Origin of the sequence: Pseudomonas sp. FP1742, from assembly GCF_030687145.1 — a bacterium.
Classification (GTDB): Bacteria; Pseudomonadota; Gammaproteobacteria; order Pseudomonadales; family Pseudomonadaceae; genus Aquipseudomonas; species Aquipseudomonas frederiksbergensis_D.
In genome coordinates, this window is the sequence record NZ_CP117460.1 from 4,820,042 (window position 1) to 4,845,884 (window position 25,843).

Here is a 25,843-nt window from a genome sequence, read left to right on the forward strand (position 1 = left end):
CTTAGAGAACTGCTTTCGGGTAGGAACCCAGCACTTTGAGTGCCACTGCTTCCTGACTGATCTTTTCCAGCACACCTTTGACCAGTGGGTCGCGGTGGTGACCGACGAAGTCGATGAAGAACACGTAGGTCCATTTACCGCTGCGCGACGGACGGGTCTCGATGCGCGTCAGGTCGATGCCGTTGTCATGGAACGGCACCAGCAGCTCGTGGAGCGCGCCGGGTTTGTTGCTCATGGAAACGATGATCGAGGTCTTGTCGTCGCCGGTCGGCGGGACTTCCTGGCTGCCGATCATCAGGAATCGCGTGGAGTTGTCCGGGCGGTCCTCGATTTTCTCGGCCAGACGGGTCAACCCGTACAGACCTGCAGCCATGTCACCGGCAATCGCCGCCGAGTTCCACTCACCCTTGACCCGCTTGGCCGCTTCGGCGTTGCTGGACACTGCCACGCGCTCGACATTCGGGTAATGGGCGTCCAGCCACTTGCGGCACTGGGCCAGGGACTGAGCGTGGGAATAGATGCGACTGATGCTGTCGGTCTTGGTGTTTTCACCGACCAACAGGTGATGGTGAATGCGCAGCTCGACTTCGCCACAGATCACCATATCGTGTTCGAGGAAGCTGTCGAGGGTGTGGTTGACCGCGCCCTCGGTGGAGTTTTCCACCGGGACCACGCCAAAGTTCACCGCACCGGCCGCCACTTCACGGAACACTTCGTCGATCGCCGCCATCGGCTTGCTGATCACCGCATGACCGAAGTGTTTCATGGCCGCGGCCTGGGTGAAGGTGCCTTCCGGGCCGAGGTAAGCCACTTTCAGCGGCTGCTCGAGGGCCAGGCACGAGGACATGATTTCGCGGAACAACCGCGCCATTTCTTCGTTGCCCAGCGGCCCCTGGTTACGCTCCATCACGCGCTTGAGCACCTGAGCTTCACGCTCAGGACGATAGAACACCGGCACTTCGCCTTCGGCCAGCGAGGCCATCTTTACTCGCGCAACTTCCTGGGCGCAGCGTGCGCGCTCACTGATCAGCTCCAGGACTTTTTCGTCCAGAGCGTCAATGCGCAGGCGCAGTGCCTTGAGTTCTTGCTCAGACATTAGCCGTGTTCCTTCTCGAACTCTGCCATGTACGAAACCAGTGCGTTGACCGCAACGATATCGACGGCGTTATAGATGGAGGCACGCATGCCCCCCACGGAACGGTGACCCTTGAGGTTCAGCAGGCCACGTTCGTCGGCACCAGCCAGGAACGGCTTGTCCAGACGGTCGTCGGCCAGGCGGAACGGCACGTTCATCCACGAGCGGTCCGACTTGTTGATCGGGTTGCTGTACAAGCCGCTGGCGTCGATGAAGTCGTACAGCGTGCGCTGCTTCACTTCATTGAGCTTGCCGATGGCTTCGACGCCACCCTGCTCTTTCAGCCACTCGAACACCAGGCCGGACAAGTACCAGGCCAGGGTCGGCGGGGTGTTGTACATCGAGCCGTTGTCGGCCGCGACCTTGTAGTTGAGCATGGTCGGGCAGATGGAACGGGCGTGGCCCAGCAGGTCTTCGCGAACGATGTTCACGACAATGCCGCTCGGGCCGATGTTTTTCTGGGCGCCGGCGTAGATCATGCCGAAGCGCGAAACATCGACTGGACGCGACAGGATGTCCGAAGACATGTCGGCGACCAGCGGCACATCACCGGTTTCCGGGACCCACTGGAATTCCATACCGCCGATGGTTTCGTTCGGCGCGTAGTGAACGTAGGCCGCGTCCTTGGACAGGCTCCATTCGTTCTGACCGGGAATAGCGAAATAGTCGTAAGGCTTGGCGGTCGCGGCAACATTGACGTGGCCATAGCGCGAGGCCTCCTCGATCGCTTTCTGCGACCAGATGCCGGTGTCGATATAGTCGGCGGTGCGACCTTCCGGCAACAGGTTCAGAGGGATCTGGGCAAACTGCTGGCTGGCGCCACCCTGCAGAAACAGCACTTTATAGTTCGAGGGGATATTCAGCAGATCACGCAGATCCTGCTCGGCCTTGGTGGCAATGGACACGAACTCATCGCTGCGATGGCTCATTTCCATGACCGACAGGCCCTTGCCATGCCAATCAAGGAGTTCAGCCTGGGCGCGCTTCAGGACAGCTTCGGGAAGCGCCGCAGGACCGGCACAGAAGTTATAGGCTCTCTTGCTCACATCCAATCTCGCTCTGATTTGGTGGTATCACGCAATAAATCACAACATCAATCGCCACGAAACTCATGTGGGAGCGGGCTTGCTCGCGAAAGCGGTGTATCAGGCAACATCAGTACCGAATGTCAGTCCGTCTTCGCGAGCAAGCCCGCTCCCACATTTGATCTTCGTGGGTGTCGAAATATTCTCAAGGGACAAACAACAAGGGGGCGAATCTTCATCCGCCCCCTGTTTCCCCGCTTACTCTTGCGGCTCTTCGTCAGCGGCGGCGTCGAGTTGCTGGTCTTCGGCAACATCGTCGTTCACGATCTCCCCGTCGAACACTGCAACCTCTTCACCTTCGAGCCCTTCACCTTCCAGCTCTTCGCCTTCGACTTCCGACGGTTCCTGAACCCGCTCCAGGCCCACCAGCGTTTCATCGCTGGCCAGCTTGATCAGCGTCACGCCCTGGGTGTTGCGACCCAGGCTGGACACTTCGTCAACACGGGTACGAACCAATGTACCCTGGTCGGAAATCAGCATGATTTCCTCGCCATCGAGCACCTGGACCGCGCCGACCAGACGGCCGTTACGCTCGTTGCTGACCATGGCGATAACGCCCTGACCGCCACGCTTGTATTCAGGGAACTCGGTGATCGCGGTGCGCTTGCCGAAACCACGCGCCGAAGCGGTGAGGATCTGGCTGCCTTCTTCCGGGATCAGCATGGAAATCAGCTTCTGGCCTTCCGGCAGACGCATGCCGCGGACACCACGAGCGGTACGGCCCATGGCGCGAACGTCGGTTTCCTTGAAGCGAGTGACCTTGCCGCCGTCGGAGAACAGCATGACTTCGCGATCGCCATCGGTAATGGCCGCAGAGATCAGCACGTCGCCTTCATCCAGCTCCAGCGCGATCAGACCGACGCTGCGTTGACGGCTGAAGGATTCCAGCGGGGTCTTCTTCACGGTGCCCTTGGCAGTAGCCATGAAGATGAAGTGACCTTCGGTGTATTCCTCGACCGGCAGCATGGTGGTGATGTATTCATCACTGTCCAGCGGCAGCAGGTTGACTAGCGGACGACCACGGGCCGCGCGGGAGGCTTCCGGAATTTCGTAGGTTTTCAGCCAGTACACTTTGCCTTTGCTGGAGAACAGCAGCAGCGTGGTGTGGCTGTTGGCGACCAGCAGGTGAGCGATGTAGTCCTCATCCTTCACGCCGGTAGCCGATTTACCTTTACCGCCACGACGCTGAGCCTGGTACGCAGCCAAAGGCTGGGTCTTGGCGTAGCCACCGTGGGAAATGGTCACGACGCGCTCTTCTTCCGGGATCATGTCGCCCAGGGTCAGGTCGAGACGGGCATCGAGAATCTCGGTGCGACGCACGTCGCCGTACTCGGCGCGGATCACTTCCAGCTCTTCGCGGATCACTTCCATCAGGCGCGTGGCGCTGTTGAGGATGCGGATCAGCTCGCCGATCTGGTTGAGGATCTCTTGATACTCGGCCAGCAGCTTTTCGTGTTCCAGACCGGTCAGACGGTGCAGACGCAGCTCCAGAATGGCTTGTGCCTGCTCTGGCGACAGGAAGTACTTGCCGTCGCGTAGACCGTATTGTGGATCGAGGTTTTCCGGACGGCACGAATCGGCACCGGCACGTTCAACCATTGCAACCACCGCGGAGGACTCCCACGGCGTGCTGATCAGCGCTTCCTTGGCTTCCGACGGGGTCGGCGAAGCCTTGATCAGGGCGATGACCGGGTCGATGTTCGACAGGGCAACCGCTTGACCTTCCAGGATGTGGCCACGTTCACGCGCTTTACGCAGCTCGAACACGGTACGACGGGTCACGACTTCGCGACGGTGACGAACGAAGGCTTCCAGCAGATCCTTGAGGTTGAGGATCCGCGGACGGCCGTCGATCAGCGCAACGATGTTGATGCCGAACACGCTTTGCAGCTGAGTCTGGGCGTAGAGGTTATTGAGGATTACCTCAGGCACTTCGCCGCGACGCAGCTCGATCACGACGCGCATACCGTCCTTGTCGGACTCGTCGCGCAGCTCGGTGATGCCTTCAAGCTTCTTCTCTTTGACCAGCTCGGCGATCTTCTCGATCAGACGGGCCTTGTTCAGCTGGTAAGGGAGTTCGGTAATGACGATCTGCTGACGGCCACCGACCTTGTCGATGTCTTCGATGATCGAGCGGGCACGCATGTAAATGCGCCCGCGACCGGTGCGGTAGGCTTCGATGATGCCGGCGCGACCGTTGATGATCGCGGCGGTCGGGAAGTCCGGACCGGGGATGTATTGCATCAGCTCATCGACAGTCAGCTCCGGATTGTCGATGAGTGCCAGGCAACCGTCGATGACTTCACCGAGGTTGTGCGGCGGAATGTTGGTCGCCATGCCCACGGCAATACCGCTGGAGCCGTTGACCAGCAGGTTGGGGATCTTGGTCGGCATGACCGCAGGGATCATTTCGGTGCCGTCGTAGTTCGGCACCCAGTCCACGGTTTCTTTATGCAGGTCGGCCAGCAGCTCGTGCGCCAGCTTGGTCATGCGCACTTCGGTGTATCGCATGGCCGCGGCGTTGTCGCCGTCCACCGAACCGAAGTTGCCCTGACCGTCCACCAGCAGGTAACGCAGCGAGAATGGCTGCGCCATCCGAACGATGGTGTCGTACACCGCGGTATCACCGTGCGGGTGATACTTACCGATCACGTCACCGACAACACGGGCAGATTTCTTGTACGGCTTGTTGAAGTCGTTGCCCAGCTCGCTCATCGCGAACAGCACACGCCGGTGCACGGGCTTCAAGCCATCGCGCGCATCCGGCAGTGCCCGCCCGACAATAACGCTCATCGCGTAGTCGAGGTAGGACTGCTTCAGCTCGTCTTCGATATTGACCGGGAGGATTTCTTTGGCCAGTTCGCCCATGAGAAGCCTGATTCCTTTTTCTGGTGAAACTTCGTCACATCCATATGGGACGAACGAAGCTCGCCGATGCAGACTGAGTGCCGTGCACCGACTTACGACAAATCAACGAGTTATGCCATGGATCTGCGCAGTAAAGGCAGCCACATCAGGCTACCCTGGAAACCGCCGGATGTTATCACAAGAGCCGCCACGCACCTATCCCCCAGATGCGCATGGAGCATAGTTAGTTGACCGGTGACAGGCTTGAAAGGGACGAGAGGGGCTTAGAGCCGTGTTGAATGGAGAATCAGGGGCCTGATCAGCGATATTTATTGGCTGTCAGGGCCTCTTCGCGGGCAAGCCCGCTCCCACTGGGTTCCGTGGAGTTCACAAGACCGGTGGGAGCGGACTAGCCCGCGATGGCGTCCTTTCAGGCAACACAGATCGTCAATGCAGACGCTTACGGCACATCAACTGCGCCATTTTCGCCGTATCCGGACGCTCGACAATGCCCTTTTCGGTGACGATTGCATCGATGAGATCGGCCGGGGTCACGTCGAACACCGGGTTGAACGCTTCCACGTCCGCCCCCACCCGCTTGCCGCCGACTTCCAGCAATTCGCGGCCATCACGCTCTTCGATAGGAATTTCGTCGCCACTGGCAAGATTCATGTCGATGGTCGAACTCGGCGCCACCACCATGAAGCGCACCCCGTGGTGCATGGCGTTGACCGCCAACTGGTAGGTGCCGATCTTGTTCGCCACATCGCCATTGGCGGTAATCCGGTCGGCGCCGACGATCACCCAGGTCACACCCTTGGTTTTCATGATGTGCGCCGCGGCGGAGTCGACGTTGAGGGTCACCGGAATGCCCTCATTGGCCAATTCCCATGCGGTCAATCGCGAACCTTGCAGCCAAGGCCGGGTTTCGTCGGCATAGACACGCTCGACCATCCCTTCGATGAACGCCCCGCGAATCACCCCCAATGCCGTACCGAAACCACCGGTGGCCAGTGCGCCGGTGTTGCAGTGCGTGAGGATCGCCTGGGCATTGCCCTGATGCTTGCGGATCAGGTCGACGCCCAACTGGGCCATGGTCAGATTGGCTTCGCGATCGCTTTCGTGGATGGCGATGGCCTCAGCCTCCAGCACCGACAGTGGATCGGCGTGTTCCCTCAGGCGCTCAAGCCGCTCACGCATCCGGCCCAAGGCCCAGAACAGGTTGACCGCGGTCGGGCGGGAGTCGGCCAGCAGCGCGAAATCCTCTTCCAGCGCCGCCTGCCAGTCGCCCCCTTCGGCAAAACGGGTACGGGCCGCCAGCACCACGCCATAGGCGGCACTGATGCCAATGGCCGGCGCGCCGCGCACCACCATCGAGCGAATAGCCTCGGCCACGCCCGCGGCGCTGGTGTAGGCAATCCAGGTTTCCTCGAACGGTAAAATACGCTGATCCAGCAGGTACAGTGCGCCATCACGCCAATCGATGGCCTTCACCTTCTCCGCAGCCAACAGTCGATCGCGCATCCCCATACCCCGCACTCATGAACAAAAGCCGCCGATTATAGCGATCCCCCCGCGAAGACGCTCGGGTATACTTCGCCATCCTTTACAAAAGCACTGGAACCGACTCTACGATGCCGACCCCCACCGCTGCGCTCGACCTATTATTGCTGCCGACCTGGCTGGTACCCGTCGAACCGGCGGGCGTGGTCCTTAAAGAGCATGCCTTGGGTATCCGCGACGGGCGTATCGTGTTTATCGGCCCGCGCGCAGCAGCCTTGAAGCTTAACGCAAGCGAAGTGCGCGAGTTACCGGGCATGTTGCTCAGCCCCGGCCTGATCAATGCCCACGGGCATGCGGCAATGACACTGTTCCGCGGCCTGGCCGACGATCTGCCGCTGATGACCTGGCTGGAAAACCACATCTGGCCCGCTGAAGCCAAGTGGGTTGACGAAACCTTCGTACGCGACGGTACTGACCTGGCCATCGCCGAGCAGATCAAAAGCGGCATCACCTGCTTCTCTGACATGTATTTCTTCCCGAAAGTCGCCAGCGAACGCGTTCATAACAGTGGCATTCGCGCCCAGATCGCCATTCCGATCCTCGATTTCCCGATTCCAGGCGCCAGCACCGCGGATGAAGCCATTCGTCAGGGTGTCGAATTATTCGGCGACCTCAAGCATCACGAGCGAATCAAAGTGACCTTTGGTCCCCATGCCCCCTACACCGTGGGCGACGAAAACCTGGAAAAAATCAGGGTGATTGCCGAAGAGCTGGACGCCTCGATTCACATGCACGTCCACGAAACCGCCTTCGAAGTACAGCAGTCGGTGGAACAACGTGGCGAACGCCCGCTGGCCCGCCTCGCCCGCCTGGGCCTGCTCGGGCCGCGGTTCCAGGCCGTTCACATGACCCAGATCAGCGATGAAGACCTCGCGCTGCTGGTAGAAAGTAACACCCATGTGATTCATTGCCCGGAGTCGAACCTGAAGCTGGCCAGCGGTTTCTGCCCGGTCGAGCGTTTGTGGCAGGCCGGAGTCAATGTGGCGGTCGGCACCGATGGCGCGGCCAGCAATAATGACCTGGACCTGCTCGGCGAAACCCGCACTGCTGCGTTGCTGGCCAAGGCTGTGGCCGGCTCGGCCACCGCGCTGGACGCCCATCGAGCGCTACGCATGGCTACGCTCAATGGCGCCCGCGCCCTGGGAATCGAAGCGCAAACCGGCTCGCTGGAAATCGGCAAAGCGGCGGACATCGTCGCGTTCGACCTGTCGGGCCTGGCGCAGCAACCGGTCTACGACCCGGTTTCGCAACTTATATATGCCACTGGCCGCGACTGCGTGAAACACCTTTGGGTCGCCGGCAAGCAATTGCTCGACGACCGTCGCCTGACCCGCCTGGATGAAGCGCAACTGTGCGCCACCGCCAAGGCCTGGGGCAGGCGCATCAGCGGCCACACCGAATCGTAAGCACCCTGGACCAAAACCGGGGCAACAGGATTTTTCAAGCTTTAGAGGACTGACACCATGAGCAACGTCGACCACGCCGAAATCGCCAAATTCGAAGCCCTGGCCCATCGCTGGTGGGATCGCGAAAGCGAGTTCAAACCGCTGCACGACATCAACCCGTTGCGGGTCAACTGGATCGACGAGCGCGTCAATCTGGCCGGCAAGAAAGTCCTCGACGTCGGGTGCGGCGGCGGCATCCTCAGCGAAGCCATGGCCCAACGCGGGGCTACCGTGATGGGCATCGACATGGGTGAAGCGCCGCTGGCGGTCGCGCAGTTGCATCAGCTGGAATCCGGCGTGAATGTCGAATACCGGCAGATCACCGCCGAAGCCCTGGCCGAAGAAATGCCCGAGCAATTCGACGTGGTCACCTGCCTGGAAATGCTTGAACACGTACCGGATCCGTCCTCGGTGATCCGCGCCTGCTTCCGCATGGTCAAGCCTGGCGGCCAGGTATTCTTCTCCACCATCAACCGCAACCCGAAGGCCTATCTGTTCGCCATCGTCGGTGCCGAATACATCATGAAGCTGTTGCCGCGCGGCACCCACGACTTCAAGAAATTCATCCGCCCCTCGGAGCTGGGTGCCTGGAGCCGCATGGCCGGCCTGACCGTCAAGGACATCATCGGCCTGACCTACAACCCGCTGACCAAGCACTACAAACTGGCGGCCGATGTCGACGTCAACTACATGATCCAGACCCTGCGCGAGGAGTAAGCCGATGCGTATCAGAGCAGTTCTCTTCGACATGGACGGCACCCTGCTCGACACCGCCCCGGACTTCATCGCCATCTGCCAGGCGATGCGCGCTGAGCGTGGTTTGCCGCCGATGAACGACAAGCACATCCGCGACGAGATTTCCGGCGGCGCCAAGGCGATGGTCGCCGTGACCTTTTCCATGGACCCGGAATCGCCAGGCTTCGAAGAGCTGCGCCTGGAATTTCTGGAGCGCTATGTCAAAGGTTGCGCGGTGCACAGCAAGCTCTTCGACGGCATGGGCGAATTGCTGGCCGACATCGAGAAGGCCAACCTGATCTGGGGCGTGGTCACCAACAAACCGCTGCGCTTCGCCGAGCCGATCATGCAGCAACTGGGGCTGGCCGAACGTTCGGCACTGTTGATCTGCCCGGATCATGTGAAGAACAGCAAACCGGACCCGGAGCCGTTGATCCTGGCGTGCAAGATGCTCGATCTGGACCCGGCCAGCGTGCTGTTTGTCGGCGATGACCTGCGCGATATCGAGTCTGGCCGTGATGCCGGCACCAGAACGGCTGCCGTGACCTATGGCTATATTCATCCGGACGATAATCCTCGGCATTGGGGCGCGGATGTGGTGGTCGATCATCCGCTGGAGTTGCGCCAGGTGCTGGATAGCGCTTTGTGCAGTTGCTGATCTGACTGGCAACAGGAAGCATTTGTGGCGAGGGGGCTTGCCCCCGTTCGGCTGCGAAGCAGTCGTAAATCCAGAGAACACGGTCTGGCTGAAGGTAGCGAATGGAGGGCCGCTTCGCGACCCAACGGGGGCAAGCCCCCTCGCCACAATAAGCGCTCTTGTCACAGATGCGATGCATGCCTACGTTGAATTGTTGTGAGGTTTTCTATGTTTGATTATTCCGCCCGTCCCGAATTGCTCAAGGACCGGGTCATCCTGGTCACCGGCGCTGGTCGCGGCATCGGCGCCGCCGCTGCAAAAACCTATGCCGCCCATGGTGCCACCGTACTGTTGCTGGGCAAGACCGAAGCCAATCTGACTCAGGTCTACGACGAAATCGAAGCGGCCGGGCATCCACAACCGGTCGTGATTCCGTTCAATCTGGAAACCGCCCTGCCCCATCAATACGATGAACTGGCAGCCATGATCGAAACCGAGTTCGGCCACCTCGACGGCTTGCTGCACAACGCGTCGATCATCGGCCCGCGCACGCCGATCGAGCAGTTGTCCGGCGAGAATTTCATGCGCGTCATGCATGTCAACGTCAATGCCACGTTCATGCTCACCAGCACCCTGCTGCCGCTGCTCAAGCTGTCGCAGGACGCCTCGGTGGTGTTCACCTCCAGCAGCGTCGGGCGCAAGGGGCGTGCGTATTGGGGCGCTTATGGTGTCTCCAAGTTCGCGACCGAAGGCCTGATGCAAACCCTGGCTGACGAAGTAGACACCGTGGCTCCGGTGCGCTCCAACAGCATCAACCCCGGCGCTACCCGCACCAGCATGCGCGCTCAAGCCTATCCAGGCGAAAACCCGCTGAATAACCCGACACCCGAGGAAATCATGCCGGTCTACCTTTACCTGATGGGTCCGGACAGTACCGGCATCAATGGCCAGGCGTTCAACGCGCAGTAATGCCCGTGCGTCGCTTTTGCGCCGCGACGACTTCCCGTCGCGGCACACAAAACCAATGATAAGCACCGCTGTTTCAAGTCAAACAAATGTCACCACTTCCAGTGGCACCCCTCACCTAGTCATCCAGCCATTTGATTTAGAACGATTTTTATCCGACTGAACCGAATGGCATGACTTTCGCTCTAATTTTGCTCAGACACGCCGTGTGAAAGCAGACGGAGCGGAGCTTGAGCCGAGAGGTTACTAATCTTCGGCAAAGCGGACTAAACTCGTGCCATACGTCCTACGGGACTGATGGACCAGTATGACGCGCAGCCCAAAGCCGCTCTCACCCAGCCTGTAAGACAGCCTTACTGCTTAGGGGCTCACGCCATATGAAATCACCTTCCCAGACCAACGCAATTGACTTCGACAGCGCCAAATTGCAGCGCCTGGGCTTTGGTCAGCAGCCTACCCTTCTGGAGCGGCCCTTCAGCCTTGCGCAGTTGCGTCAGGAGCTTGGTCTGCAACTGCAAACCAGTCTTGAGCCGCAACGCATCCTCGGACTTTTCTTCCGCGAAATTCAACACCTGGTACCGCTGGACGCCTTGAATTATGAGCATCAGCCCAGCGACTTGCGCCTGCAGTTCGGCCAGCGGGGTCATCATTCAATCAGCTACAGCCTCAGTCATGAAGGCGAGCAATTGGGTGAACTGGTATTCCGTCGCAATCAGCGTTTCAGCGATGAAGAGCAAGGCCACCTGGAGTCGCTGTTATCAACGCTTCTCTACCCGATGCGCAACGCCCTGCTCTACCGTGCCGCCACCCAAAGCGCCTTGCGCGACCCGCTGACCGACACCGGCAATCGCATCGCGATGGATCAAACGCTACAGCGGGAAATCGAGATGTCGCGCCGCCACTCGCAACCCCTGTCGCTGCTGATGCTGGACATCGATCACTTCAAACAGATCAATGACACCTACGGACACAGTGCCGGCGATGAAGTGCTCAAAGCCGTCGCAGCCTCAATCAAAAGCCAGTTGCGTAACGTGGACATGGTGTTCCGGTTTGGTGGCGAAGAATTTATGATCCTGCTGTCCAACACCAACCGGGAAGCCGCGGCCATGGTCGGTGAGCGGCTGCGGTTTGCTGCGCAGGCGCAGGACTATGTGGCCGAAGGCAAGGCCATCGAACTGACGGTCAGCCTGGGTTGCTCGACCCTGCTGCCCGGCGAATCCGCCGAGAGCCTGTTGCGACGGGCCGACAGTGCGCTGTATGTGGCCAAACGCGAGGGGCGTAACCGATTGGCGATGGCGGGCTGATATTTCAGCAACGCTGCATAACCAGTGTGGGAGCGGGCTTGCTCGCGAAAGCGGTCTGACATTCAGCCTCTCTTATGAATGTTAAGCCGCTTTCGCGAGCAAGCCCGCTCCCACATTTGGTTGGTGTTGCTTTCAGAGGATCAGCTTTCAGCCAATGCCATCCGCTCACGGACTACCGGGGCCTTTCCTGCCAGCTCCAACTGCATGCAACGTTCCAGGAACAGGTACATGTAGTCGTAACTTTTGCAGACCGCCTGGCGCAATTCCATTTGCAGGGATTTGCTCGGGTTCATGCCCGCCAGGCTGCAGATGATTTCCAGCGCTTCCCAAGGATGGGCATCGTCATACTGGGCGTGCATCTTCAACCACTTCATCGCTCGCTTGCGATCTTCCTCGGGGAACGAGGCCGCGTAGACGCCATTGGAGCAGACCAGTGCCGACCACTCCCCGGTGGCACCTTCGATGGCGTAGTTGGTGGCGGCGATGGCCACGATCAGCGAGTCCGACGAACTGGTGTGCCAGCACCAGTGGCTCAAGGCATGAAGTTCAGGGGCTACCTTTTGCGCTTGCAGATCTTCCAGGCTGACACCGTGAGCACGACTCCAGTGCACCCAATAATCGGCATGGTTCAATTCGACGCGAATGTTGCGCATCAGCCAGCGACGCGCCATGTCTTCGCCAGGATGGCGGGCAAATCGGGTCTTGGTCAGGTTCTGTGCCATATATAACGCGAACTGTTCGACCACAGGCCAGCCACCAATAAGGTACTGACGCATGGTTTTTGCGCTGAGCTTGTTATCGCGCATGCGCTGGTACAGTTCGTGTCCGACAACCCGGCGCTTGCTCTCACTGCAATCCTGAATCAATTGCTGAGCCCAGGCGGGATAACTTGCAGCTTCCATGAGTGGTCCGGTTCGGTTGAATGTGTCGATCACTGTCGCGCTCCTTTTGATTGTGATTTTCAGATCAACAAGAGATTTCAACGGAACGTGCCAGGCGCCTTGAACAACAAAGGAAGGGGCCTGGCAGGACGACTTTGCAAACTATCGCAGGTAAACAGATGCGGGCGTTCAATCACATACCCTTGAGCGTAATCCACCCCGATCTCCAGCAATGCCTGCTCGATCTGAGGTGTTTCAACGAACTCTGCAATCGTGCGCTTACCCATGACATGCCCGATGTGGTTGATCACTTCGACCATGGCGCGGTTAATCGGGTCGTCCAGCATATCCTTTACGAAACTCCCGTCGATCTTCAGGAAGTCTACAGGTAAATGTTTCAAGTAAGCGAATGAGGACATCCCGGCGCAGAAGTCATCCAGTGAAAAGTGACAACCTAAACCTTTGAGTTCATTGATAAATCTAATTGCGCTCGACAAATTGGAAATTGCACTGGTTTCTGTAATTTCAAAACAAATCATTTCAGGTGGAATTGAATACGCAACAAATTGTTCACGAAGAAAGTCCAGAAACGCCTCATCTCCGATAGTAATACCTGACAGATTTATCGCACACATGGCCAGCGGTCCTTCGCGCTCTTGCGCGATGGCTTGGGCAATGACTTTGAAAACGTTCTCCACTACCCAGCGATCAAGCGATGTCATCAAACCATAACGCTCGGCGGCTGGAATGAAACTGTCCGGCAGAATCATGCGCCCGGCTTCGTCATGCAGGCGCAGCAGGATTTCAATATGCCCACCCCCTCGTTCGCCAGGCCCCAGGGGCGCGATTTCCTGGGCGTACAGGCAGAAGCGGTCTTCTTCCAAAGCCATGTGCAGGCGCTGCACCCAAGCCATCTCGCCAAAGCGCAGGGACAGCTCCGAGTCATCGGCGTGGTAGACCTGAACCCGGTTGCGGCCCTTTTCCTTGGCCATATAACAGGCCATGTCAGCGGCACGCAGCGAAGCTTCGAGCGTGGCCGGACTCTGGTTCACATGCACCAGCCCGATGCTCACGGTGGTCACGAACGGACGGCCTTTCCAGACAAAGTGCAGGTTTTGTACGGTCTTGCGCAGGCCTTCGGCGATTTTCTCGGCCGCTTCCGGCCCACAGTTCTCCAGCAGAATGCCGAACTCGTCGCCACCTAATCGGGCCAGGGTGTCGCCTTCGCGCAAACCGGATTGCAACAACGCACAAATATGCCGCAGCAACTCGTCGCCCGCCGCATGACCGCAGGTGTCATTGACCAGCTTGAATTGATCCAGATCGAGGAACATCAAGGCGTGACGCCCCCCCTGTCGCGTCAGGTTATGTAACGCCTGCTCGAGGCGATATTCGAATTCACGGCGGTTGGCCAGCCCGGTCAAAGCGTCATGGGTCGCCTGCCAGGACAGATTGGCGATGTACTGCCGCTCCTGGGTCATGTCATGCAGCACAAGCACCGTGCCACTGACCTTGCCCGCGTTGCTGATCGGCGCGCCGACCAGCGTGACCGAGACCGTGCTGCCATCCAGACGCTGGATCAGTTTCGAATGTTCGCTGCCGCCGCTGAGCTGGCCGCTCAAAATGTGCTCGATCAAGGTAAAACCGTCGGCCTGAGCATTCTCGTCCAGCAGATTGAACAGCGCCGCCAAGGGCAACCCTGTTGCTTGCTCGGCTTTCCAGTGAGTCAAGGCCTCGGCGGCCGGATTCATAAAGGCGATCGCACCCTCGACGTCCGTGGTGATCACCCCGTCGCCAATCGATTGCAGAGTGATCTGTGCCCGGTCTTTCTCCAACTGCAAGGCATCGGCAAAGGCATGGCGTTGCTTGAGCAGTTTATGGGTACGCAGCAAGGCCAGCACGATCAGGCCCAGCGCGGTGGCGAGGTTCGTCACCAGCAGCAACCGGAGAATCATGCGTGAGCCTTCGCCCAAGGCATCGCTGAACGCTTTCGCGGGAGGCGTCACGCCATCGTTGATGCCTAGGATCTGCGCCTTCCAGCGCTTGATGTCGGCATCGGTGGCCTGATTTTCGACAATGCGCTGATGCATCTCTTGGGCGACATCATCGAGTTGCACCAGGTAGGCGTCACCGATCGTCCACAGGCCGATGGCTTTTTCTAGGTAGCTGAAGTGCCGGAAATTGAGGTACAGCCAAATCAGGCTGGGGACGTCGTCCGGGTGATTGCCGCCCTTGAGAATCGCAAGCCGCGCAGCTTCGATATTCGGTGGTTGATGATCCAGCGCCAGACGCAACTCATGGCCACCCTGAGGCACGGCAATCGCTTTCTGGTATTTGAGAAAAATCGTCTCGTCGCGACTGTCGGCGTAGAGATTGAGGTAATAGATTGCGTCTTTCTGGCCCTTGGACCACAGGCTTTCACCGCCGACGTAGCCGCGAACCGCGGAAAGAACGTACAGACTGACGCCGCCCAACAGCGCCTGAAACAATACAACGGCGATAAATGGCCAGACGATGCCCAACAACCGCGGTGTTCCGAGAGTCCGTTTTTGCTTCATGAGGTCCCTTGCATAAGCACCGCCGGATGAACACCCGAATAAATCCCGCACCTGACAGCACAGACTAGGCTAATTTTCGACACTTCGAATGGTCGGGCACACCACTACGAACCGATTGCATGGCCAGACAAGGCACGAAACCGCCAGTATTGAATGTCCTCCGGGACAGTTCAAATACTAAGCACAGAAAACCTTACGAAGTTCAAGGTCGTTGAATTTGCTGCAAATGCCCATAAAGCTTGGCGTACAAACCACCCTCGGCAATCAACTGCTGATGGTCGCCGTCTTCGGCAACCTGCCCGCCATCGAATACCAGCACCCGGTCAGCCTGCTTCACGGCCGACAACCTGTGCGCAATGATCAGCGTGGTGCGGTTGCTCAAGAACCGCGCCAGCGCCTGGTGCAGGTTGTATTCGGTGGCGGCATCCAGTGCGGACGTGGCCTCGTCGAGGATCACCACCTTGGGCTCGGCCAGCACCATTCGGGCAATCGCCAGGCGTTGGCGCTGGCCGCCGGATAAACGCACGCCGGAGCGCCCGACAATACTGTCCAGACCATTGGGCATTTCACGCACTGTGTGGTGCAGTTGAGCGACTTCCAATGCCTGCCAGCAGGCCTCGTCGCTGCGTTCGCGGCCCATGGTCAGGTTGGCCCGCACGGTGTCGTTGAACAGGGCGGGATGTTGCAGGACCACGGCGACATTTTCGCGCACGGTTTCCAGGCCGATCTCTTGCTGAGTCGAACCACCGAAACGGATGGTCCCGGCCAGCGGCGTGTACAAGCCCAGCAGCAACTGCACCAGGGTACTTTTGCCACCCCCGCTGGCGCCGACAATCGCGACTTTTTCCCCGGGGGCAATCGACAGGTTCATTTGGTTCAGCACCAACTCGTCGCCGTAGCCGAAACTCAACCCCTGAACTTCGATACCCACCGTGTCGCGCCCCTGAAACGGATCGACAGTGCCGGTGTATTGCGGCTCGTCGGCACGGGCCAGTAACTCGTTGATCCGCGACAGCGCACCGCCGGCGGCGTAAAAGGCGTACTGCAGATTGAGCAGTTGCTCCACCGGACCGATCATGAACCACAGGTAGCTGAACACCGCCAGCATCTGGCCGATGGACAGGTCGGAAAACAGCACGGTGAGCATGGCCGCGGCACGGAAAATATCGATGCCGAACTGGAACAGCAAACCGCTGGCCCGGTTCGATGCATCGGTTTTCCACTGCGAGCTCACTGCGTAATCGCGCACTTCACGCGCACGCTGGCCCAGCCGCCCGAGGAAAAAGCCCTGCCGGTTACCGGCGCGTACTTCCTGAATGGCGTCCAGGGTTTCAGTCAATGCCTGGGTGAAGCGCGAGGTGCTGTCGTTCTCGAGTTTCTTCAGATGTTTGACCCGCTTGCCCAACTGCACCGTGGCGTAAATCACCAGCGGGTTGAACAGCAGAATCAGCAGCGCGAGCTTCCAGTGCATCCACATCAGAATGGACGCAGTGCCCACCAGTGTCAGCATCGCCACGAGGAAACGACTGAGGGTTTCGCCGACGAATTTATCCAGCGTGTCCAGGTCGGTGACCAGGTGCGTGGTCACCGTGCCGCTGCCCAGGCTTTCGTATTCGCCCAGCGAGATACGTTTGAGCCGTTCGATCAGCCGCACCCGAATCCGGTACACGATGTCCTTGGCCAGCGCCGCAAACAATTTCGCCTGCACCACGTTGAACAACAACGCAGCACAGCGCAACGCCAGGGTCACCAGCAGCATCAGACCAATGTAACCCGCCGCTTTCTGCCAGACGTCGGGCAGCGCGTGGTTCATGATTTTCAGCGCAGCATCGCCATGACCCAGCAGCACTTCGTCCACCAGCAACGGCAACAGCAACGGGATCGGCACGCTGCACAGCGTTGCCAATACCGCTACGCCGTTGGCGATCCACAGGGATTTTTTATGGTGAAGGGCCAGACGACGGATTTCCGCCCAGCTCAGCCGATCGACACGTTTGGGAGCTGCTGCATCATCGGGCAGATCATGCACAGGCAGCGCGCTCCAGCCAGCGGCCGAGCAACGGTGACAACTCACTCAAGGGCTGGTAACCATTGGTCAGCAGCGCCAATTGACCATCACGCTCAGCCAGCAAGGTCGGAAAACCGGCAATGCCCAAGTCCTGGACCCAAGTGAAATCGGCGGCGGTCGCTGCGTGCTGATCGGCGCGGTCGAACGCGGCGGCAAACTCGATGCGCGGCAAACCGGCCTGCTCCGCCAGCTCCACCAGCACGCTGGCGTGGGTGACGTCGCGACCTTCGGCGTAGAACGCATGCTGGATCAACCCGAGCAATGTCCAGGCGCAATCCGGTGCCAGGCTTCGCGCCGTCACCAGGGCCCGACAGGCAGGCTCGGTGTCGTAGACAAACCCGTCGGGCAACGCGCCTTCAAACTTGAACGGTTGGCCGGTGGCCTCGTGAACCGCCTGCCAGTGCTCAAGGATGTAGCGCCGGGTGGTCGGCTCCAACGCCGCGCCACTGCCGGTGCGCAAACCACCCACCACCAGATGCAACTCCACACCTGCCGCCTGCGCCTGCTCAACCAGCGCTTTGGCTACCGGAGCGAAGCCCCAGCACCAGGAACACATCGGATCCATCACATAGAGCAGGCGTGCAGACATGGTTCAAGCCTCGGAAGCGGATTGCTTGTAGTTGTAACCGATCGGGTGCGGCATGTTGCGCGCCTTGGCCAGTTCGATCTGCTTCTGTCGATCGATGGCACTGCGACGGGTTTTCTCGCTCAGCTTATCCCAGCAATGCGGGCAACTGATGCCGGCCACGTAGTGCTCGGATGCACGGTCTTGCACGCTGACAGGCGTACGACAGGCATGACATTGATCGTAGTCGCCTTCGCTGAGATCGTGACGAACGGTCACGCGGTTATCGAACACGAAGCAGTCGCCCTGCCATTTGGTTTCTTCCTGCGGCACCTCTTCGAGGTACTTCAGAATGCCGCCCTTGAGGTGATAGACCTCGTCGAAACCCTGGCTGAGCATGTAGCTGGAAGCCTTCTCGCAGCGAATGCCACCGGTGCAGAACATCGCGACTTTCTTGTGCACGGCCGGGTCGAAGTTGGCTTTGATGTAGTCGGGGAATTCGCGAAAACTGGTGGTCTTCGGATCGATGGCGCCTTCGAAGGTACCGATCGAGACCTCATAGTCGTTGCGGGTGTCGATCAGCAATACTTCCGGATCGCTGATCAGCGCGTTCCAGTTCTGCGGATCCACATAGGTGCCGACCTTTTTGTTCGGGTCCACGCCTTCAACGCCGAGGGTGACGATTTCTTTCTTGAGTTTGACTTTGGTGCGGTAGAACGGTTGTTCGTCGCAGTACGACTCTTTGTGGTCGATGTCGTCCATGCGCGGATCGTTCTTGAGCCAGGCCATCAGCCCGTCGATGCCTTCGCGGCTGCCCGACACGGTGCCGTTGATGCCTTCTTCGGCGATCAGCAGCGTGCCTTTGATGCCGTTGTCGATCATCGCTTGCAGCAGCGGCTCGCGCAGATCAACGTAATTTTCCAGGGTGACGAACTTATACAGTGCCGCCACGACAATCTGTTGTGTCATGGGTGATTCTCCAGGTGGCTACCCTCGTAAGGGGTGAACCGGATGCGAAAAAAAACGCGCCGGGTGAGCGGCGCGTTGCGGATTCTAGCAAAAAACCGATGCTTAATGCTTGCTGCCGCCAGCACAGGTCGGCGAGGCCGGAGCCGCGTCGATCTGTGCCCATTCTTCCGGCGTGTAGGTATGCAGCGCCAACGCATGGAACTCGCCCATCAGTTCGCCCAAAGTGCCGTACACCTTCTGGTGACGCTTGACGCGATTGAGGCCTTCGAACTGCCGGCTCACCACCACTGCCTTGAAGTGGGTCTGCAACCCACGGCTGTGCATGTGGCTTTCATCCAGCACTTGCAGGTACTCGGGCTGTAGTAGCCCCAGCGTTGATTCGATGCGTTGTTGCATGGTCATACCCGGCTCCGCTTAAGGCTTTTTCTTGGCTGCAGGAGCAGTGGCGCCGGCTTTAGGATCCAGCTCGTTAGTCATATCAGCCAGCAGTTTGTTGACCACAGGCACTGCGCTTTCCAGCTTGGCTTGAGTCATCTGGGCCGATTGCTGAGTCAGCTGCGGCATTTTTTCCAGGACTTTCTTGCCCAATGGCGACTGGTAGAACGCCACCAGATCCTTGAGCTCGGATTCGCTGAAGTTGGTGGTGTAGAGCTTGACCATGTCCGGCTTCAGCTTGTTCCAGCCAATGGCTGCGTCCAGAGCTGCGTTGGCCTTGGCCTGGTAGGTTTCCAGCAGGGCTTTTTTCGATTCCGGGGCTTTGGTCTGTTCAAAGCGCTGAGCGAACATTTGCTGCACTTGCATGTACACCGGAGTGCCCAATTTGTCAGCGTGCGCCAGGGTCAGGAAAGCTTCGGCACTGGCGTTGTGGCTGGCGGTATCGGCAAAAACCTGGCCGCTGGCGCAAACCAGTGCAACCGCGGTACAGATGGCACGAAGACGAGTCATCGAGTTTCCTTTTCTAGCAGGCGAGGTAAACCTCAAGGGCGACCATTCTGCACCTAAAAAAGTGTGTCGCTCAACCCCAAGCCTTGTCGCGCCTGATTTAGAGGGGTTGAACGGTCAAATTCCAGACTGATGGAACCACAAGAGGCGATCAGGGCCTAAACTGCGCTATCAGACCTACAGGAGTGTGCATGATGAGCCGTATCGAAACCGACAGCCTGGGCCAGGTGGAAGTCCCGGATGACGCTTACTGGGGCGCTCAGACGCAACGCTCGCTGATTAATTTCGCCATCGGCAACGAACGCATGCCGCTGGCGGTGCTGCATGCCCTGGCCCTGATCAAGAAAGCCGCGGCGCGCGTCAACGATCGCAATGGCGACCTGCCCGCCGACATCGCCCGCCTGATCGAGCAAGCCGCCGACGAAGTGCTCGACGGCGACCACGACGACCAGTTCCCGCTGGTGGTGTGGCAGACCGGCAGCGGCACCCAGAGCAACATGAACGTCAACGAAGTGATCGCCGGTCGCGCCAACGAACTGGCCGGCAACCCGCGCGGCGGCAAGAGCCCGGTGCACCCCAACGATCACGTCAATCGCTCCCAGAGCTCCAACGACTGCTTCCCCACGGCCATGCACATCGCGACGGCTCAGGCGGTGCAGCAGCATTTGCTGCCGGCGATCGGAGAGCTGTCTGGTGGGCTGGCGGAGCTGTCAGCGCGGCATATGAAACTGGTCAAGACCGGTCGTACCCACATGATGGACGCCACGCCGATCACTTTCGGGCAGGAACTCTCGGCGTTCATCGCACAACTGGATTACGCCGAACGGGCGATCCGCAGCGCGCTGCCGGCGGTCTGTGAACTGGCCCAGGGCGGCACCGCGGTCGGCACCGGGTTGAATTCGCCCCACGGTTTTGGCGAAGCGATCGCCGCCGAACTGGCCGCCCTCTCCGGCCTGCCATTCGTCACCGCCCACAACAAATTCGCCGCTCTGGCCGGCCACGAGCCATTGGTCACCCTGTCCGGCGCCCTGAAAACCCTCGCCGTGACCTTGATGAAAATCGCCAACGACCTGCGCCTGCTGGGCTCCGGGCCACGAGGCGGGCTTGCCGAAGTGAAACTGCCGGCCAACGAGCCGGGCAGCTCGATCATGCCCGGCAAGGTCAACCCGACTCAGTGCGAAGCCCTGTCGATGCTGGCCTGCCAGGTGTTGGGCAATGACGTCGCCATCGGTTTTGCCGCCAGTCAGGGGCACCTGCAATTGAACGTGTTCAAACCGGTGATCATCCACAACCTGCTGCAATCGATCCGCTTGCTGGGCGATGGCTGCAGCAACTTCCAGCAGCATTGCATTGCCGGGCTGGAACCGGATGCAGAGAAAATGGCCGAGCATCTGGAACGAGGCTTGATGCTGGTGACGGCACTGAATCCGCATATCGGCTACGACAAATCGGCGGAAATTGCCAAGAAGGCATACAGCGAGGGGCTGACCCTGCGCGAGGCGGCGTTGCAGCTGGGGTATCTGACCAATGAAGAGTTCGATGCGTGGGTGCGGCCGGAGAATATGCTGGAGGCGGGTGCCAAGGGCTGAGACTTGCGGCGGCTGACAGTCAGTCTTCGCGGGCAAGCCCGCTCCCACAGGTTCCGGGTCGCTCACGGGTGTTGTGATCGACATAAAACCTGTGGGAGCGTGGCTTGCCCGCGATTAACGGTAACGCGGTCTAACTGGCCGCCATCCGCACCCGCCGAGCCCTGAGCCCGGCGATCAACGATGGCCCCAACGCCACCAGCGCCGACCCGAGCACCACCAGCACCGCTCCGCCATAACCCAGACCGTTGATTGTCTCGGCATGCACAAAATCAGGCCATAACCAGGCCGCCACAGCCACGGCGGCAAAGGTCACCAGCGGCGTGATCGCCAGCGTCGCACTCACCCGCGAAGCCTCCCAATGCGCCAGCGCTTCAGCAAACGCGCCATAAGCGATCAGCGTGTTCAAACAGCACGCCAGCAGCAGCCAGCCTTGCAGCGGGCTCAGTTGCAGTGCTTCCAGCGGATGCACCCACGGCGTGAGCAACAGCGCGCAGAACAGGTAAATCACCATCATCACCTGCAACGAATTCCACACCGTGAGCAACTGCTTCTGACCCAAGGCATAGAAGGTCCAGACCGTCGACGCCAACAGCACCATCAGCACGCCCGCGGTGTAATCGGTCAGGGAGGTGAGCAATTCGCCCAAGCGCTGATTGAAGAACAGTGCAAAGCCGATCAGCAGCACCAGCAGGCCAATCCCCTGCCCCACGCTGAAACGCTCTTTGAACACGAACAGACTGGCGATCAGCAACATGATCGGGCCCATTTGCACCACCAGCTGCGCGGTGCCGGGGCTGAGCAGGTTCAGGCCCATCAGGTACAGCACGTAGTTGCCGACCAGACCGAGTACCGCCATTACCACCAGCCAGCCACCACGCGGGCCGAGCACTTTGCGACTCGGCAGGCGCCTGGTCGCCGCCAGATAAATAAACAGGCAACCGCCGGACACCAGCAAACGAAACCAAGTCACCGTCACCGGGTCCATCACCAGCAGCACTTGTTTGAGTTTGATCGGCAGGATTCCCCACAACAACGCAGTCAGCAAGGCCAGGAACAAACCGTATACCCAGCGACCCGATGAAATATGCATGCTGACCCCGAAGCCCTTTGGCAAGAACGGTCATTCTAGGCTCAGACCAGGGCCCGACACAGGGACAGTTACCGATGGGCCGCAAATGAAACTGTGCAGGTCGCATCATTAAATTGACGATATGCCGTCGATCAGCTGGCGAGGCGTTGCAAGTAGTTCATGCATAAGCTCATTGAAACCGCCTTCTGCAGGAGATCGCCCATGTATGGCATGCGCGCCCAGGACAACGCCCCCGCCACGCACTTTCGCTGTGACCGGTTGTGTCGTGTGAATGGAGAGTTGTATTTCACCACCCGGGAACAAACCCTGGAGGGGCCGTTCGATAATGCAGCGACGGCCGAGAAAGAGATTCAGGCTTATATCGAGCGGATGCAGGTTTTGCGGATGCAACGGTAAACCGTGGCGCCTGTATTCGCGAGCAAGCCCGCTCCCACATTTAACCGTGTCCGGTCACGTGTGGGAGCGGGCTTGCTCGCGAATGCGGTTGATCAGACAACAAAACACTTAAGGTCTAACGCACCGCCTCAAACAACCCCGTAGCCCCCATCCCGCCCCCCACGCACATGGTGACGATGCCGTAACGCAGGTTACGCCGCTGCAACTCGCGCACGATGTGCCCGACCTGACGCGAGCCGGTCATGCCGAACGGGTGGCCGATGGAAATCGAGCCGCCATTGACGTTGTATTTGTCGTTATCGATTTCCAGCCGATCGCGGCTGTACAGGCATTGCGAAGCGAATGCTTCGTTGAGTTCCCACAGATCAATGTCGGCAACCTGCAACCCCTTGGCCTTGAGCAGTTTCGGCACCGAGAACACCGGGCCGATGCCCATCTCGTCCGGCTGGCACCCGGCCACGGCGAAACCACGAAAGAAGGCTTTGGGCTTGAGCCCCAGCGCCAGGGCTTTTTCCAGGCTCATCACCAGGGTCATCGAGGCGCCGTCAGACAGCTGCGACGAGTTGCCGGCCGTCACCGAACCATCTTCGGCAAACACCGGTTTCAACCCGGCCAGGCTTTGCAGGGTGGTATCGGGGCGGTTGCAGTCGTCGTGATCGACAATGCCGTCGAGGATCTGCACCTGGCCGGTGACCTTGTCTTCAACGCGATACTTCACCGCCATCGGCACGATTTCATCGCTGAACAAGCCGGCGGCCTGCGCCAGGGCAGTCCGTTGCTGGCTTTGCAGGGCGTACAGATCCTGCTGTTCGCGGCTGACGCTGTAGCGACGCGCGACGATCTCGGCCGTCTGGCCCATAGGGAAATAGATGCCCGGCACCTGATCTTTCAGCAGCGGGTTGATCAGGTTGTCGGTGTTGACGCTTTTCATGGTCAGGCTGATGGATTCAACGCCGCCGGCGACGATGATGTCGCTGCAACCCGATGCGATCTGGTTGGCGGCAATGGCGATGGCCTGCAAGCCCGACGAACAGAAGCGGTTAAGGGTCATGCCACCGGTGCCGATGCCCAGGTGCGACAGCACCGCGACGTTACGACCGATGTTGAAACCCTGGGCGCCTTCATTGGAGCCGGCGCCGACGATGCAATCCTCGACGCTGGCCGGGTCGACATCATTGCGCGTGAGCAGCGCGTTGACACAATGGGCCGCCATGTCGTCGGGACGGGTCATGTTGAATTTGCCGCGAAAGGATTTGGCCAGGCCGGTCCGCACGCTGTCGACGATCACCACTTCACGCATGGCATACACCTCATTGTTGTTGTCAGTCAGGAGTTGGACCGAGCATAAGTCCCACCCATGACTGACCGCGACAATCATTCACCCCGCGTATGCGTAACCATCGGCTCAGCGTTTGCGCTTTTGCAGTTTCTTCTCGCGTTTGTCGGACTTTTCGAATGCTGCTTCCAGCGCCTCATTGAGGGTGCGCAATACCTTGACCCGCGCCCAGCGCTTGTCGTTGGCTTCCACCAGGGTCCAGGGCGATACCTCGGTGCTGGTGCGGTCGACCATATCGCCGACCGCAGCGCGGTAATCGCCCCACTTTTCGCGGTTACGCCAGTCGTCTTCAGTGATCTTGAAACGCTTGAAGGGGATCTCTTCGCGCTCCTGGAAGCGCTCCATCTGAGTCTGTTTGTCGATGGTCAGCCAGAACTTGACCACGATCACCCCGGCATCGTCGAGCTGCTCTTCGAAGTCGTTGATCTCGCCGTAGGCACGCAACCAGTCCGCCTCGCTGCAAAAGCCCTCGATGCGCTCCACCAGCACCCGGCCGTACCAGGAACGGTCGAACACAGTGAATTTCCCCCGCGCCGGAATATGCCGCCAGAACCGCCAGAGATACGGCTGCGCCCGTTCTTCTTCGGTGGGCGCGGCGATCGGCACAATGTTGTACTGACGGGGGTCGAGCGCCGCGGCCACCCGCCGGATCGCCCCGCCCTTGCCGGCCGCATCGTTGCCTTCGAACACTGCGATCAGTGCGTGGCGACGCATGCGCTTGTCGCGCATCAGCCCGGAAAACCGTGCCTGCTCGGTAATCAGTTGTTCTTCGTAATCGTCCTTGTCCAGGTGCAGAGTCAGGTCCAGGCTGTCGAGCAGATTCACCTGATCGACACTGGGAGACAAAGGCGCGGCACTGACTTTGTACGGATGGATCCTGGGTCTCTTGAGCGCGCTCTGCAGACCTTCGAGCAGAATCTTGCCGACCGCCAGGCTGCGATAACGCGCATCCAGACCGGCAATCACATGCCACGGCGCGTAGTCACGGCTGGTGCGGCGCAGCACCCGTTCGCCGTACTTCACGAATTTGTCGTAGGTCGCCGATTGCTGCCAGTCCAGCGGGCTGATGCGCCAGCTGTGCAGCGGGTCATCGGCCAGCGCCTTGAGCCGCGCTTTCATTTGTTTCTTGGAGAGGTGAAACCAGAACTTGAAGATCAGCGCGCCTTCGTCGCACAACATCTTCTCCAGCCGCTCGGCGCCGTTGATGGCTTGGTCGAGTCGCGGATCCTTGAACAAACCATGAACCCGCCCTTGCAGCATCTGGCTGTACCAGTTACCGAAGAAAATCCCCATGCGCCCCTTGGCCGGGAGCATCCGCCAGTAGCGCCAGGCGGGTGGTCGTGCCAGTTCTTCGTCGGTCTGCTGGTCGAAGGTGCGGACCTCGATCAGGCGCGGGTCCATCCACTCGTTGAGCAATTTGACCGTCTCGCCCTTGCCGGCGCCTTCGATGCCGTTGATCAAAACGATGACCGGAAAACGGTGTTGCTGCCGAAGTTCGAACTGCGCTTCAAGCAAGGCTTCACGCAACGCCGGCAGTTCGGCTTCATAGGTTTCTTTGTCGATGACATGACCGATTTCGGCGGATTCGAACATAAAGCAGCTCCTTCCAGGATTGAGCAAGACTAGCGGATTCGGCAGGCGGTCATCAGAGAAATTCCTAAGGAGTTTTGTGACGAGGGGGGTTGCGTTATTAGTGTTTTGCCTTGGATCAAGCACCACCACGGCAATCGGC

21 protein-coding genes are annotated in these 25,843 nt (G+C 59.5%); 7 read left to right on the plus strand and 14 right to left on the minus strand.

Annotated features, from left to right (window positions below):
• Position 1: 1 nt before the first annotated feature.
• The 4 genes from pheA to mtnA all read right to left on the minus strand — a co-directional run bounded on the left by pheA (position 2) and on the right by mtnA (position 6,591).
• Positions 2-1,096 carry a prephenate dehydratase gene (gene pheA, locus PSH64_RS21825; protein WP_007899727.1) on the minus strand — a complete coding sequence of 365 codons (1,095 nt, stop codon included), beginning with the start codon at positions 1,094-1,096 and terminating at the stop codon, positions 2-4.
• Positions 1,096-2,181: a 3-phosphoserine/phosphohydroxythreonine transaminase gene (gene serC, locus PSH64_RS21830; protein WP_105343134.1), complete on the minus strand. Its 1,086-nt coding sequence runs from the start codon at positions 2,179-2,181 to the stop codon at positions 1,096-1,098. The genes pheA and serC overlap by 1 nt, the downstream gene beginning before the upstream one ends.
• A 237-nt stretch (positions 2,182-2,418) precedes the next feature.
• Complete coding sequence (gyrA, locus tag PSH64_RS21835) at positions 2,419-5,088, minus strand: DNA gyrase subunit A (RefSeq protein WP_105343132.1); 2,670 nt, start codon at positions 5,086-5,088, stop codon at positions 2,419-2,421.
• A 426-nt stretch (positions 5,089-5,514) separates the two neighbouring features.
• The gene (gene mtnA, locus PSH64_RS21840) at positions 5,515-6,591 is read right to left on the minus strand and encodes an S-methyl-5-thioribose-1-phosphate isomerase (protein WP_018929856.1); all 1,077 of its coding nucleotides are present in this window, start codon (positions 6,589-6,591) and stop codon (positions 5,515-5,517) included.
• Positions 6,592-6,701: 110 nt separating this feature from the next.
• Here mtnA and PSH64_RS21845 point away from each other — a divergent pair, with 110 nt between their 5' ends.
• The 5 genes from PSH64_RS21845 (at position 6,702) to PSH64_RS21865 (ending at position 11,717) form a co-directional block, all read left to right on the plus strand.
• Positions 6,702-8,036 (plus strand): TRZ/ATZ family hydrolase, encoded by a 1,335-nt coding sequence (locus PSH64_RS21845; protein WP_305478663.1) that lies wholly within the window; start codon positions 6,702-6,704, stop codon positions 8,034-8,036.
• 57 nt (positions 8,037-8,093) lie between these two features.
• Positions 8,094-8,792 (plus strand): bifunctional 2-polyprenyl-6-hydroxyphenol methylase/3-demethylubiquinol 3-O-methyltransferase UbiG, encoded by a 699-nt coding sequence (gene ubiG / locus PSH64_RS21850; RefSeq protein WP_019650491.1) that lies wholly within the window; start codon positions 8,094-8,096, stop codon positions 8,790-8,792.
• A 4-nt stretch (positions 8,793-8,796) separates the two neighbouring features.
• Positions 8,797-9,468, plus strand: coding sequence for an N-acetylmuramic acid 6-phosphate phosphatase MupP (gene mupP / locus PSH64_RS21855; RefSeq protein ID WP_305478664.1), 672 nt, complete (start codon positions 8,797-8,799; stop codon positions 9,466-9,468).
• Positions 9,469-9,675: 207 nt separating this feature from the next.
• Positions 9,676-10,416, plus strand: a complete 741-nt coding sequence (locus PSH64_RS21860; RefSeq protein ID WP_105343126.1) for a YciK family oxidoreductase — start codon at positions 9,676-9,678, stop codon at positions 10,414-10,416.
• Positions 10,417-10,790: 374 nt separating this feature from the next.
• Positions 10,791-11,717, plus strand: coding sequence for a GGDEF domain-containing protein (locus PSH64_RS21865; protein WP_105343124.1), 927 nt, complete (start codon positions 10,791-10,793; stop codon positions 11,715-11,717).
• A gap of 140 nt (positions 11,718-11,857) precedes the next feature.
• Here PSH64_RS21865 and PSH64_RS21870 read toward each other — a convergent pair whose 3' ends face one another.
• The 7 genes from PSH64_RS21870 to PSH64_RS21900 all read right to left on the minus strand — a co-directional run bounded on the left by PSH64_RS21870 (position 11,858) and on the right by PSH64_RS21900 (position 19,703).
• Positions 11,858-12,619 carry a TenA family transcriptional regulator gene (locus PSH64_RS21870; protein WP_370694454.1) on the minus strand — a complete coding sequence of 254 codons (762 nt, stop codon included), beginning with the start codon at positions 12,617-12,619 and terminating at the stop codon, positions 11,858-11,860.
• Positions 12,620-12,696: 77 nt separating this feature from the next.
• A complete protein-coding gene (locus tag PSH64_RS21875) occupies positions 12,697-15,156 on the minus strand; it encodes an EAL domain-containing protein (protein WP_305478665.1) in 2,460 nt (819 codons plus the stop codon).
• 202 nt (positions 15,157-15,358) lie between these two features.
• The gene (locus PSH64_RS21880; protein ID WP_305478666.1) at positions 15,359-17,185 is read right to left on the minus strand and encodes an ABC transporter ATP-binding protein; all 1,827 of its coding nucleotides are present in this window, start codon (positions 17,183-17,185) and stop codon (positions 15,359-15,361) included.
• Positions 17,178-17,780, minus strand: coding sequence for a DsbA family protein (locus PSH64_RS21885; RefSeq protein ID WP_181150669.1), 603 nt, complete (start codon positions 17,778-17,780; stop codon positions 17,178-17,180). Before PSH64_RS21885 ends, PSH64_RS21880 begins: the two co-directional genes overlap by 8 nt.
• Before the next feature lie 36 nt (positions 17,781-17,816).
• Positions 17,817-18,758 carry a rhodanese-related sulfurtransferase gene (locus PSH64_RS21890; protein WP_105343115.1) on the minus strand — a complete coding sequence of 314 codons (942 nt, stop codon included), beginning with the start codon at positions 18,756-18,758 and terminating at the stop codon, positions 17,817-17,819.
• Between the two features lie 102 nt (positions 18,759-18,860).
• Positions 18,861-19,160, minus strand: coding sequence for a BolA family transcriptional regulator (locus tag PSH64_RS21895; RefSeq protein ID WP_305478667.1), 300 nt, complete (start codon positions 19,158-19,160; stop codon positions 18,861-18,863).
• A gap of 12 nt (positions 19,161-19,172) precedes the next feature.
• Entirely contained in the window at positions 19,173-19,703 is a 531-nt protein-coding gene (locus PSH64_RS21900) for a DUF2059 domain-containing protein (RefSeq protein WP_105343113.1), read from the minus strand.
• Positions 19,704-19,894: 191 nt separating this feature from the next.
• Here PSH64_RS21900 and PSH64_RS21905 point away from each other — a divergent pair, with 191 nt between their 5' ends.
• Positions 19,895-21,289, plus strand: coding sequence for a class II fumarate hydratase (locus tag PSH64_RS21905; RefSeq protein ID WP_105343111.1), 1,395 nt, complete (start codon positions 19,895-19,897; stop codon positions 21,287-21,289).
• A 130-nt stretch (positions 21,290-21,419) separates the two neighbouring features.
• On the opposite strand, the gene PSH64_RS21910 is transcribed toward PSH64_RS21905, so the two are convergent.
• Positions 21,420-22,379 (minus strand): DMT family transporter, encoded by a 960-nt coding sequence (locus PSH64_RS21910; RefSeq protein WP_105343109.1) that lies wholly within the window; start codon positions 22,377-22,379, stop codon positions 21,420-21,422.
• A gap of 201 nt (positions 22,380-22,580) precedes the next feature.
• Between PSH64_RS21910 and PSH64_RS21915 the strand changes: the two genes are divergently transcribed.
• Positions 22,581-22,775 (plus strand): DUF6316 family protein, encoded by a 195-nt coding sequence (locus tag PSH64_RS21915; protein ID WP_105343106.1) that lies wholly within the window; start codon positions 22,581-22,583, stop codon positions 22,773-22,775.
• Between the two features lie 115 nt (positions 22,776-22,890).
• Here the strand turns inward: PSH64_RS21915 and PSH64_RS21920 are convergent, their stop codons facing one another.
• A complete protein-coding gene (locus PSH64_RS21920; protein WP_105343104.1) occupies positions 22,891-24,075 on the minus strand; it encodes a thiolase family protein in 1,185 nt (394 codons plus the stop codon).
• Positions 24,076-24,180: 105 nt separating this feature from the next.
• A complete protein-coding gene (gene pap, locus PSH64_RS21925) occupies positions 24,181-25,704 on the minus strand; it encodes a polyphosphate:AMP phosphotransferase (RefSeq protein WP_105343101.1) in 1,524 nt (507 codons plus the stop codon).
• Between the last annotated feature and the right edge of the window lie 139 nt (positions 25,705-25,843).